Below are 11,141 nucleotides of genomic sequence, written 5' to 3'. Positions count from 1 at the left end.
TTTTGCGTTTCAAAAAGGATTTAAAGTTTACAAATGATGACAACGAGCAAAATGCTCTTCTGCAATTTGAGTCGGTTCTGGTATTGATTGCGTGCAAAGTTTATCGGCTTTCATACAACGGCTTGCGAACGGGCAACCTACGCTACTTGGCTTCCAAGAAGGGATATCGCCTTTTTTCACGTTCATGTCACGCTTGCCCGATTTACCGACTTCTGGCACTGCTGACAACAACAACTGAGAATACGGATGTTGTGGGTTCTGAGTGACGTTGTCGCTATTGCCCCATTCGACCATATGTCCTACATACATCACCGCCGTTTTCTCAGCAAAATAACGCGCTGTCGCAATGTCATGAGTGATGTACATGAACGAAATACCATGCTTATCCTTCAAGTCAGCCATTAGGTTTAAGATTCCTAACCGCACAGACACATCAAGCATAGAGATAGGTTCATCAGCTAGGATAACTTCAGGGCTAACAGCAATTGCGCGTGCAATTGCGACACGCTGTCGTTGTCCACCACTTAGTTCATGGGGGTACTTCTCTGCGGTCTCTTTAACTGGTGTAAGCCCAACCATTTCAAGCAATTCATAAACGAGGTTCGGAATCGCTTCTTTTTCTGCTCGTTTATGGATAAGTAATGGTCGCGCAATATGGTGGTAAATCGTATGTACAGGATTCAACGAGCCAAACGGGTCTTGAAAAATCATTTGCACTTGGCGTGCATATTCAAGCTCACCATATTTTTCAATATAATCAGACAGAGGCTCACCTTTGAATTCGATATCTCCAGCCGTCTTATCGTAAATTCGGGTAAGAATTCGAGCTCCTGTGCTTTTCCCTGAGCCAGATTCGCCAACAATCGCTAATGCTTCTCCTTTACGAAGATCAAATGAAACATCATTTACGGCTCGCATCATATTGCTTTTGACTGACTGGCCAAGTGGGAAATCTTTTACCAAATTCTTAACTGATAAGATAACTTCGCTTTTATCAACGTTCTTTAAAGTATTCATAATCTTTCGCTCAAACTAGGTGACAAGATACGTGATGCCCAGTCGCAATAGCGCCCAAACGAGGCTCACTTTTAATGCACATTGAAATGCATTCGCCACATCGCTCTTGGAAGTTACATCCTTGAGGTGTATCCAAAAGGTTGACAGGATTCCCAGGGATCCCGTAGAGACGTTCTTTTGGCCCATGAATAGTCGGGAATGAAGAGATAAGCCCTTTTGTATAAGGATGCTTAGGTTCACTAAATACCGTTTTCGCATCACCTAATTCAATAAGGTTACCCGCATACATCACGCCAATTCGATCAGCAATTTCGCCCATGAGGCTTAAGTCGTGACTAATAAACAGAATAGAGAAGCCAAACTTACTCTTAAGCTCATACAGTTCATTCAAGATTTCACGTTCAACCACTACATCAAGTGCCGTTGTTGGCTCGTCCATGATGATCAGTTTAGGTTCCAGCGCCAAAGCAATCGCAATAACAACTCGCTGACGCATACCTCCACTCAGTTGATGGGGAAAGCTCGACATTCTGTCGCCATGAATCCCAACCGTTCCTAACAGCTCGACCGCACGATCGTGAGCCTGTTTATAAGGTATTTTTCTGTGCGCTAGAATAACGTCCGTTAGCTGCTCACCGATGGTAATGACAGGGTTAAGTGAGTTCATTGCGCTTTGAAAAACAATAGAAACGTCATTCCAACGGAAGTCACGTAACTGCTTGTTATTCATCTTTAAAACATCCTGCCCTTTGTAGAGTATTTCACCCTCAGAGATAAGCGCTGGTGCTTTGTGTAGGCGTGATATAGCAAAAGCCAATGTACTTTTACCGCAACCAGACTCACCGGCAATACCGAGCGTTTCACCGGGCGCAATGGAAATACTAACGTCATTAACGGCTCTTGCTACGCCATTAGGAGAAACGTAATCAACACACAGGTTATTAATTTCTAATAGATTGCTCATTATAGGCCTCGGCGTTTATCTGCTTCTTTTTTAAGTTTGTGCCACAGTTTGATGTGTGGGCCCGTACGTAATTTAGGGTTGCTCACTTGGTCAATTGACATGTTAATCAATGCGAGTCCACCACCAGTAATCGCTAACGCCAATGCAGGAACCAGCATTTCCCACCACGCTCCGGTATATAACGATGAAGAGGTCTGTGCCCAATACAGCATAGAGCCCCAACTCACTTCTGTTGCATCACCTAAACCTAAAATACCTAGACCAGCTTCAGAGCCCATTGCGTAGATAACCGTGCCTAGGAACCCGCCAAAAACAATCGAAACTAAGTTTGGTAAGATCTCTACTAAAATAATGCGGATTTTTGATTCACCCATAACTTCTGCAGAAATGATGAATTCTTTGCTTCTAATTGCCATGGTCTGTGCACGAATCACCCTAGCTCCCCAAGGCCAGGAGGTTATTCCTAACAACACGGTAATAACCAGCGAACCGACCTGCCCTAAGAATGCGGCGAGAACAATCAGCAAGGGCAACTGTGGAAACACAAGAAATACGTTAGTAACGAAGTTCAAGCGTTCATCGACTTTTCCACCAAAGTAACCAGATGAAACCCCGACGAGCACTGCTATTGTCATCGCGATTACGCCCGCAGAGATCGCAACAGTAAGCGACTTTCTTGCTCCAAATAGAACCTGGCTATATACATCACGCCCGCTACGAGTAGTGCCCATAATATGCTCAGAACTTGGTGCAATATGTGGACGTGCTACGCGCTTTTCTGGATTATGAGTCGATAATACAGGCGCAAATAACGCCCCAGCTAAGACAATCGTAAGTAAAAAAGTACCTACAATGGCTGGAGGGTTACCGTAGAAAAATGCGTAAGCTTTACCGAGAGTTTTCTTTACGTTTTTCCACGACCATTTTGGCTCACGTACTGGCATATTCGGCTGGTTAGCGGTTTTTTGAGTATCCATTAAATTATCCATCATGCGCCTCAGTTCGAGATTCTAGGGTCAAGCCAGACATATAGAAGGTCGGCAATAAAGTTAGCGGTCAGTACCGCTGTCACCAAGATAAGAAGAATGGCTTGGATAAGTGGGTAATCACGAGCAACTATGCCTTTAAGAAGGATGTTCCCCAAGCCTTGGTAGTTAAAAACCACTTCGGTCATGATTGAGCCTGCGAATGAGAATCCGATTGCCATTGCAATAGCGGTCGCAACAGGAAGGATGGCATTTCGACCAGCATAGCGAGACATAACACGATAACTACTCAAGCCTTTGGCCTCAGCCATCGTTACGTAATCTTCACCCAACACATTGATCATCGCATTACGCATATTGAAGACCCATGTTGCGATCCCAACCAGGACCATAGAGCCCATAGGCAACACAGCGTGTTTAGCCACACTAGAAATAAACTCCCATGTAAAACCTGGCTCTAGCGATGGGTCATAAGTGTATGCCAAAGGTAATAGTTCGAGTTTTAAACCGAAGAAATAGAACAACAGTAACGCGGTCACGATGTACGGGAAGTTACTAATAAATGCCAAAACTGGCGGAACAATTTGTCCAAATAGCCCTTCACGTCGATACGATGCATACGTACCAATACTGACACCAATGATAAGAGCAACAATCAGCGAACCAAGCGCTAGGAACATAGTCCACGGCAGTGCCATAGCAAGGACATCTGAAACACTTACAGGAAACATAAGCACTGAAGGTCCCAGATCAAGAGTGAATACGCTTTTCATATACGCGAAGTATTGTTCGAAAACATTGCCATCAACAAAACCGTACATTTCACGAACAGCATCCATTTGAGCAGGATCCATTCGACCTTGAGCTGCAGCGAAAAGAGCATCAACAGGATCTCCTGGCATTAGGCGAGGCAACATGAAATTAAACGAGATAGCGATTAAGAAAGCGGTAAAATAGAAGCCAAATCGGCGAATTAAAAACGACATAAAAATCTTTTAACCTAGGGGCTACAACCTAAGCTGTAGCCCTCTCAAAAATAACTTACTTAAGGTGTAGATTGTTGAGAATTATTACTCTCTTACCACCGTCGTACCATACTGGCTGTACGTATGGGTCTTTTTCACTTGGCCAACCAACAATATGTTTAGTACTGTATTGGAACCAAGTTGGGTTAGAAAATAGAGGGATAAAGGGAAGGTTTTCAGCCGTAAATTCCTGAAGTTCACTCAACACTTTCTCTTGCTGCTCTGCATCACCAATTTTGCCGAAGCTGTCGATCAATGCGTCGATTTCTGGTGAATTAACACCGTGACCAGCATGCCAAGTTTTTCCGATTCGAGACGTTGAGAAGTACTCTTGGTACGCCAAGATTGGATTTGTCGCGACCATTGACCAGTTAATTGACATGGTATATTTGCTTTCTTTCAAATTGCTGTCATATACCGCCCAATCCACAGTCTTAACGTTTGCTTTCACACCCACTTCTTCAAAGTATTCAGATACCATCTGAACCACTTGGATCCAGTCGGTCCAACCGTTTACAACCTCGATATCAAACTCAACCGTTTCCCCGTTTGCTTTGTCGCGGAATCCATCACCGTTTTTGTCAACTAAGCCCGCTTCATCAAGTAAAGCGTTTGCTCTTTCAACATCGTACTTAGTTAGATAACCATATTTCTTAGATACATTTTTATCAATGTGCGTTTCGTATAGCTCACCGATGCCACCAGCATTGAAGTTTGCGGTCGGATAACCGTAAGCAGCAATATCAACGATGGTTTCACGATCAAGAGCCATAGAAAGTGCTTGTCGTACTCTTAGGTCATCAAATGGCGCTTCTTTGGTATTTACGTAAAGGTGGATAGCATCATTCGCTGGATACCAAAAATGGTTATTTTCTTTATCCATATCGACAAATGTTGACTCAACGTCAGCAATAAAATTTGAACCCCAATCAATCTCACCTTTGATTAAGGCAGGTTGGATCTGAGAGTTGTCATTGTAAGAACGGAAGTTGATGCAATCTAAATAAGGTCTATTTTCTAAATAGTAATTTGGGTTTCGGCACAGCTCCATCTGTTGCGGTTTAATGTATTTAACCGTCGTCATTGGGCCACTACCTACCGGGTTAAGGTTGGTAAACGTTGTCAGCTCTTCAACTTTCGACCAAATATGCTTTGGTACAATATGGTAACGCTCTAAGTTCCAAGCAAATGTAGAATCCGCTTCCGTCAGCTCAAACACGACGGTTCGCGCGTCAATAGATTTGATTTCTTTTAAATTACCTGAAGACCAAATACCTTTCTGGTCAAAAGCTGGTGCCTCTTTAGTCAACATAAAGCTAAAAACAACGTCGTCTGCAGTTAACTTTGAACCATCAGACCACTTCAAATTCTCTCGTAACTTAAGCGTCAATGTTTTCAGGTCAGTTGAATACTCAACCGACTCAGCCAGGCGATAATCAACATCACCTGTCATGTTGTTGAATACGACCAATGGCTCAAACATTACCCCATGCAGCAAGTCTTTAGTTGTATAAGGGTTAAAGTTTTCAACAAAGCCAGTATTGATAATTGGCACCGTTAGTGTGCCACCCTGCTTAACTTCATCTGCTTGTACAGAGGCTCCGAATAAAGCTCCAATGGCGAGCGAAGCAATCAATGTCTTTTTGTGCATCACGTTGTCCTTTTAATGATAATAACCAGAAAGAAAGCGCTTTCTTTTAACTTTAAAAAAGGGGGTGTTTTCGTATTCACTATCGGCAACTCGCATCAAGAAACCGCTTTCTTTAGGTGGATAATAAGCCGATAGAATGATTCTTCAACTTACATTTCGGTGAAACGAACCATAGATCACAAATTTAGAATAGATTGAGAATAGAAATACACAACAGTGCCATTCGTCACATTAATTGTTCACTAACACGAAAAACAATTTAAAAACAATAAGTTAAAATTCACTAATGGTACCCCCATGGTCTTTCCTAATCGTCGAACCTCTAACCCATCAATGAACTTATGTGCTTTCTTTAAAATAGCCTTTCCGTCGCGATTCTCAACATACATAGACTGTATCTATGTATGATTCTCTCAAAAACAAAAGAAAGCGTTTTCTTGGACGCTAAACCTATGTCAGCATACCAGTCATAAAATGTAAGTTCCCCCTTAGGACAACTATGTTTAACTTTTGGAATGGCAATAAATCAGGTAAAAGACAGCACTATGAGTTGGAGCTAATTCATAGCTTGTTGAATTGGGATCCGAACGAACCTATTGTCGTTCACAGCGATAATACAGACTTTCCAAGAGCTGAGGATGAAGGAAATATATTCCGCAAGAATTATGATGTACTCGTCACGGTGGCGGGAAACCGTAAATTTGCTGATAAGCCTGCAATCAAACTCAACTCTCCAATTTGTAAAGGCTTATTAGGACACCGTATCCTGATAATTAGGGAACAAGATCAACCCACATTCCATAATATCAACAGCAATAAACTGAAATCACTTATCGCTGGAATTCCTGCGACATGGGCTGATGCTGAGCTGTTTAGAGCAAATGGATATCGAGTACTAGAGCAAGGAACGTTACCAGAGATTCTGAAACTTCTCTCAGATAAAAAATGTGATTATGTGTCACTCGGAGCCAATGAAGTTGAAAGCATATACCAAGAACATACCTATTCCCTGGATGGGTTAGTCATAGAAAAAAGTATTATGCTTTATTACCCTCTTCCTCTGGTCTTCTATGTCCACCCAGACAAGGCTCAACTGGCTCAATTACTTGAGGACAAACTGCAAGACTACAAACTCAGTGGTGATTTCGAGCTATTGTTTAACCAACATTTCGGGGACGTAGTGAGATCCATTGGATTAGAACATCGCAAAGCTATTAACCTCGTAAATAAGGAGCTACCGCCAGAGCTAAGGTCATTTAAGTCTCAATTCATCTCGTGATTATAAATAGAGGAGACTTAAAACCATGCACCTAGATTTACAACATTAGGTGCATCCGCTTTATGCTCCTAATGTCGATATCATCAAACCATAGGCAAGATAACTAACGGCTTGCTTTTACATATAGCGGTGGATACTTAAGTCATCAGTTTTAATATCACTAGCTGAGCCACTGACCACGCTTGCCAAGATCTTTCCTGAGCCACATGCCATTGTCCAACCTAATGTCCCATGTCCAGTATTTGTAAATAGGTTCTTGATAGGCGTCTTACCGATAATAGGCGTACCATCCGGCGTCATTGGTCTTAACCCAGTCCAGTATTCAGCCTTAGAAAAGTCACCCGCTTGTGGGAAAAGATCTTTAATCACCATATCAATCGTGGCTTTGCGTTTTTCAGGGATAAGGTAATTAAACCCCGCAAGTTCTGCCGTCCCTGCAATGCGAATACGATCATCAAATCGCGTCATCGCTACCTTGTAAGTTTCATCCATCACAGTCGAGGTTGGTGACTTATCTGCATTCACGATCGGTAGTGTTAACGAATACCCTTTCACTGGATAAACCGGGATAGACAAGTCGACTTGTTTCAACAGTTCTCGAGAATAGCTTCCTGAAGCGACCACATAAGCATCCGCTTTGAACTCGCCTTGAGTCGTTGTAATACTCTCAATGGTTTGATTCTGATGATTCAAACTTACCACTTCGGTATTAAACACGAACTGAACGCCGAGTTGCTTGGCTTTTTCGGTCAAGGTTAAACAGAACTGATGACAATCACCGGTTTCATCGTGTGGTAAATACAGGCCGCCCACCAGCTTGTCTTTAACGTCTGCTAAACCAGACTCCACTGACAGACACTGTTCAACATCAAACAGCGAGTGTTCGATTCCACTCTCTGTTAATAGCTTCATATCCTGCTGAATAGCGTCCAATTGTTTTTCGCTTCTGAATACTTGCAAGGTGCCTTTCTGCCGGCCCTCATAAGCCAAATCTTCACTGATTCTTAGATGAGTCAGGCAATCTCGGCTGTAGTTAGCGACTCGTAACATCCGCGATTTATTCTGTGCGTACTTGGCTTCATTACAGTTGGCGAGCATCTTAGTCGCCCAAGACATTAACTCTGGAGAAAGAGAAGGCTTCACTTTAAGTGGCGCATGTTCTTGGGTAAGCCATTTCATCGCTTTCAAAGGGATGCCCGGTGCCGCCCATGGTGATGAATAACCGTAAGAAATTTGCCCGGCATTCGCAAAACTGGTTTCTTTGCCACTGCTATCTTGACGATCGATAACCGTCACCGAGTGGCCCTCTTTCGCCAGATACCAAGCACTGGTCAAGCCAATCACACCGCTGCCAATTACAATTACTTCCATTCTCTTCCCCTAATGCCCGACAAAGCCAAAACCAGCCGAACACAACTGTCAGTGTAAAACTCGTTTCGTTAATGGTTTGTAACTTATTCCGCACGTGTTGACTTAACAATAGAGAGAGCGTTGACAAAAACTCAATTCGACTTAAAAACGAATTCGGCAGTTTGAAAGTGTGATATTGGCGGTATTTGAAAGCTTAGGTAGGAGTCGCTAAGTAAATCAACTAAGCCTAGATATTATAAGCGTCATGGCTTAAGAAAGTGGCGTTCTCGAGTAAGAAATCCAACAAGGTTTCGGCTTGTAGCGTAAGTGCACGGCCTTTCAAAGATTGAACCTTAACCGTCGCCTTCGATAGCATCTCCAACTCGGTCGCAACCACTTCAATCTGCCCTGACTTTATTTCATCGATCACAGTGAGCTTAGGCATAAAGGTGACGCCCAACCCTGCTGAAACGAAGTTAGTCAGTGCCGTGACTGAGTTAGTTTGAAGTTTTGGCTGCAAGGTAAGATGGGAAATTTGTTCAGCCTGCTTTACTAGCCTCCCCATACCGGTCGAGTTATCGATCAAGGCGAGAGAAGCGTCTTGAATATCTTGCATTACCACTGGTGCATCTTTCATCGTAAGGAAGTGCCCCTTCGGAGCAATCAATTCGAGCGGATGACTACGCTCGACGTGTGAATGCAGTTTAGGATGAGGTGCAGACGCATAGGTGATCGCGAAATCTATCTGTTGATCTTCTAACATTTTCACGGCATCCAATGCACCTGCAATTTCAATCGATAAATTGATATCAGGGTATCGAGCCATGAAGGTTTGCATCGGTTTAGAGACCAAGTTAGTAATAAATCCTTCTCCAATCGCGATGCTAACATTACCGCCCTTGAGGTTTTTAAGCTTGGTTAGTCGAGCAAGCACAGCGGCCTCTCCACGAACAATGGAACGGTAGTAATTCAGCAGTTCATTACCCGCTTCGGTTAACAGTGATTGGCGGTTGTTGCGCTCCCATACTTTCATTTCCGCTTGCGCTTCTAACTGTGTCAACATCCGACTCATCGCGGCAGGGTCAACGTTCATCATCTTAGATGCCTTACGTAACGACCTGTATTTTGATAACGCGTTTAAGTACTCGAGAGCACGGATATTAAAGTGGTGCATTCAACTTCCTTGTAATTCAACTGACACTTAATCAAGCGTCTCACAAATTTGCTGCGAACATATATCCCAATTTATCAAGATCGTAATTGCTCTTACTAACTTGTGCACCGAGTCACTTCAAGACATCACATCAAAGGCTGATATACGTGTTTTAGCTTGCTGTCGATAAAACAAAGGCGACGACTTTCGTCATCGCCTTTGTGGTCATTATCCCGATGTAAACCTCAAGCAGTCAATAACCGGTCACTTCACTACAGACCAACAAAGAAACTGATCACCAATGCGTTGATCAAATCAACAAAGAAACCACATACTAATGGCACCACAATGAATGCTTGTGGGCTTGCGCCATATCGATGAGTTACTGCGGTCATGTTCACAATTGCTGTTGCGGTCGAGCCTAGAGTGATACCACCGAAGCCTGAACATATCACCACAGAATCGTAGTTTCTTCCCATCAAGTAATAAACGACAAACACAGTAAACAACAGGGAAAGCAAGATCTGGATACTCATGACAACAGAGATATAGCCAAACAGTCCATCGAGATCCCAGATACGCAACCCCATCAATGCCATGGTCAAGAACATGCCTAAACAAATATCAGAGATCATCGCTAAGCCTTTGCGGCCTTGAGCGATTTTCTCTTGTGTACGACGTTTCTTAAACAGTGCGCGACCAACGTTTCCGATTAGGATACCTGCGATCAAACAGCTAACGAATAACGGCAGTTTTAGGCCCATCGAGTCGATAACTTCACTCAAGCTGTAACCCAGCATTAGTGTTAAGTTAAGAATCAACCACGCCCACAGAACGCCGTAGTGGCTAAGCTCTGTTTTTGTTTCACTCTCTTGGAATGCACCAACCGTAACCTCTTCTTCATTAGAAGGGCTTACTTTGTGTTTATTGAGCAGGTAGTTCGCAATCGGACCACCAATCACACACGCTGCAATTAAACCAACCGTGTTTGAAGCGACACCAAGTTCGAGCGCGTTAGCAATACCAAACTCTTCCACAAACATTGGCGCCCAAGCTAACGTTGTGCCTACGCCGCCTATCAAGCTAACAGACCCAGATAGCAAGCCTGCTTTCGCATCCATTCCAAAGCCAGAAGCGACTGCCATTCCGACTACGTTTTGCAACACGATAAAAATGGCAGCAAGACACAGTAGGATGAACAACGGTCGCCCGCCTTTAATCAGTGTTTTAATATCCGCTTGGAGCCCGATGCCAGCAAAAAAGTAGAGAAGCAAAAAGTCTCTGACATCTAGGCTAAAAGTGATTTGGATTTCAAAAATATAGTAAAGCGCCGCTACGGTCGCTGCGCAGACAAAGCCACCAATCACAGGCTCTGGCAGTGAATACTTTCTTAATACTTCAGATCGCTCGATCAAACCTTTACCGATAAACAGTAATGAAATCGCGATCGTAAAAGAGAGCATTGGAGAAACTAGGGTTTCTGTCATGAGGTTATGGATTCCTAATAGTTAGATTATTCATAATATTGCGTACTATTAATAATCTAGGTTCACGCCAAAAAATCAAGCGATTATCTATGATAAAAACACCTAATATGGTTAATTCTGCGACGGTATTAATAGAGATTATAACTATAAAGCAATGATTAAAGGAACGGATATTAGGGAGGTATACAGATGAGGTGGGATATAGAGGCTCTAAATCGAGTAGGAGGAG

The 11,141-nt window shown here is 43.2% G+C and carries 9 protein-coding genes; 1 reads left to right on the top strand and 8 read right to left on the bottom strand.

The genetic code is table 11. From position 1 onward, the window contains the following. Positions 1–27: 27 nt before the first annotated feature. Genes AB4507_RS08040 through AB4507_RS08020 form a run of 5 tightly spaced genes read right to left on the bottom strand, consistent with a single transcriptional unit; the run spans position 28 to position 5,643 of the window. Positions 28–1,017 carry an ABC transporter ATP-binding protein gene (locus AB4507_RS08040; RefSeq protein ID WP_017071889.1) on the bottom strand — a complete coding sequence of 330 codons (990 nt, stop codon included), beginning with the start codon at positions 1,015–1,017 and terminating at the stop codon, positions 28–30. Positions 1,018–1,027: 10 nt separating this feature from the next. After that, a complete protein-coding gene (locus AB4507_RS08035) occupies positions 1,028–1,981 on the bottom strand; it encodes an ABC transporter ATP-binding protein (protein ID WP_048659634.1) in 954 nt (317 codons plus the stop codon). Continuing rightward, positions 1,981–2,958: an ABC transporter permease gene (locus AB4507_RS08030; RefSeq protein WP_371957688.1), complete on the bottom strand. Its 978-nt coding sequence runs from the start codon at positions 2,956–2,958 to the stop codon at positions 1,981–1,983. Before AB4507_RS08030 ends, AB4507_RS08035 begins: the two co-directional genes overlap by 1 nt. Before the next feature lie 20 nt (positions 2,959–2,978). After that, positions 2,979–3,953: an ABC transporter permease gene (locus AB4507_RS08025; RefSeq protein ID WP_017071753.1), complete on the bottom strand. Its 975-nt coding sequence runs from the start codon at positions 3,951–3,953 to the stop codon at positions 2,979–2,981. Between the two features lie 55 nt (positions 3,954–4,008). Then, complete coding sequence (locus tag AB4507_RS08020) at positions 4,009–5,643, bottom strand: ABC transporter substrate-binding protein (RefSeq protein ID WP_017071752.1); 1,635 nt, start codon at positions 5,641–5,643, stop codon at positions 4,009–4,011. A 499-nt stretch (positions 5,644–6,142) separates the two neighbouring features. Here AB4507_RS08020 and AB4507_RS08015 point away from each other — a divergent pair, with 499 nt between their 5' ends. Beyond that, positions 6,143–6,922 carry an ABC transporter substrate-binding protein gene (locus AB4507_RS08015; protein ID WP_107898491.1) on the top strand — a complete coding sequence of 260 codons (780 nt, stop codon included), beginning with the start codon at positions 6,143–6,145 and terminating at the stop codon, positions 6,920–6,922. 117 nt (positions 6,923–7,039) lie between these two features. Here AB4507_RS08015 and AB4507_RS08010 read toward each other — a convergent pair whose 3' ends face one another. The 3 genes from AB4507_RS08010 to gltS form a co-directional block, all read right to left on the bottom strand. Continuing rightward, positions 7,040–8,293 (bottom strand): D-amino acid dehydrogenase, encoded by a 1,254-nt coding sequence (locus AB4507_RS08010; RefSeq protein ID WP_372182501.1) that lies wholly within the window; start codon positions 8,291–8,293, stop codon positions 7,040–7,042. Positions 8,294–8,519: 226 nt separating this feature from the next. Then, on the bottom strand, positions 8,520–9,446 hold the full coding sequence (locus AB4507_RS08005; protein WP_136973584.1) for a LysR family transcriptional regulator: 927 nt from the start codon (positions 9,444–9,446) through the stop codon (positions 8,520–8,522). 251 nt (positions 9,447–9,697) lie between these two features. Further along, positions 9,698–10,912, bottom strand: coding sequence for a sodium/glutamate symporter (gene gltS, locus AB4507_RS08000; protein WP_017062061.1), 1,215 nt, complete (start codon positions 10,910–10,912; stop codon positions 9,698–9,700). Positions 10,913–11,141: the final 229 nt, after the last annotated feature.

It is taken from the genome of Vibrio sp. 10N.222.54.A3 (genome assembly GCF_041474095.1).
In the GTDB taxonomy this organism is placed as follows: Bacteria; Pseudomonadota; Gammaproteobacteria; order Enterobacterales; family Vibrionaceae; genus Vibrio; species Vibrio crassostreae_C.
The sequence above is the reverse complement of the archived record's forward strand: the minus strand, read 5'-3'. Positions and strand labels throughout refer to the sequence as shown.

Coding starts and splice junctions, on each gene's coding strand:
- AB4507_RS08025 (WP_017071753.1), bottom strand. CDS start 3,953: ATGTCGTTTTTAATTCGCCGATTTGGCTTCTATTTTACCGCTTTCTTA.
- gltS (WP_017062061.1), bottom strand. CDS start 10,912: ATGACAGAAACCCTAGTTTCTCCAATGCTCTCTTTTACGATCGCGATT.
- AB4507_RS08030 (WP_371957688.1), bottom strand. CDS start 2,958: ATGGATACTCAAAAAACCGCTAACCAGCCGAATATGCCAGTACGTGAG.
- AB4507_RS08015 (WP_107898491.1), top strand. CDS start 6,143: ATGTTTAACTTTTGGAATGGCAATAAATCAGGTAAAAGACAGCACTAT.
- AB4507_RS08040 (WP_017071889.1), bottom strand. CDS start 1,017: ATGAATACTTTAAAGAACGTTGATAAAAGCGAAGTTATCTTATCAGTT.
- AB4507_RS08020 (WP_017071752.1), bottom strand. CDS start 5,643: ATGCACAAAAAGACATTGATTGCTTCGCTCGCCATTGGAGCTTTATTC.
- AB4507_RS08005 (WP_136973584.1), bottom strand. CDS start 9,446: ATGCACCACTTTAATATCCGTGCTCTCGAGTACTTAAACGCGTTATCA.
- AB4507_RS08010 (WP_372182501.1), bottom strand. CDS start 8,293: ATGGAAGTAATTGTAATTGGCAGCGGTGTGATTGGCTTGACCAGTGCT.
- AB4507_RS08035 (WP_048659634.1), bottom strand. CDS start 1,981: ATGAGCAATCTATTAGAAATTAATAACCTGTGTGTTGATTACGTTTCT.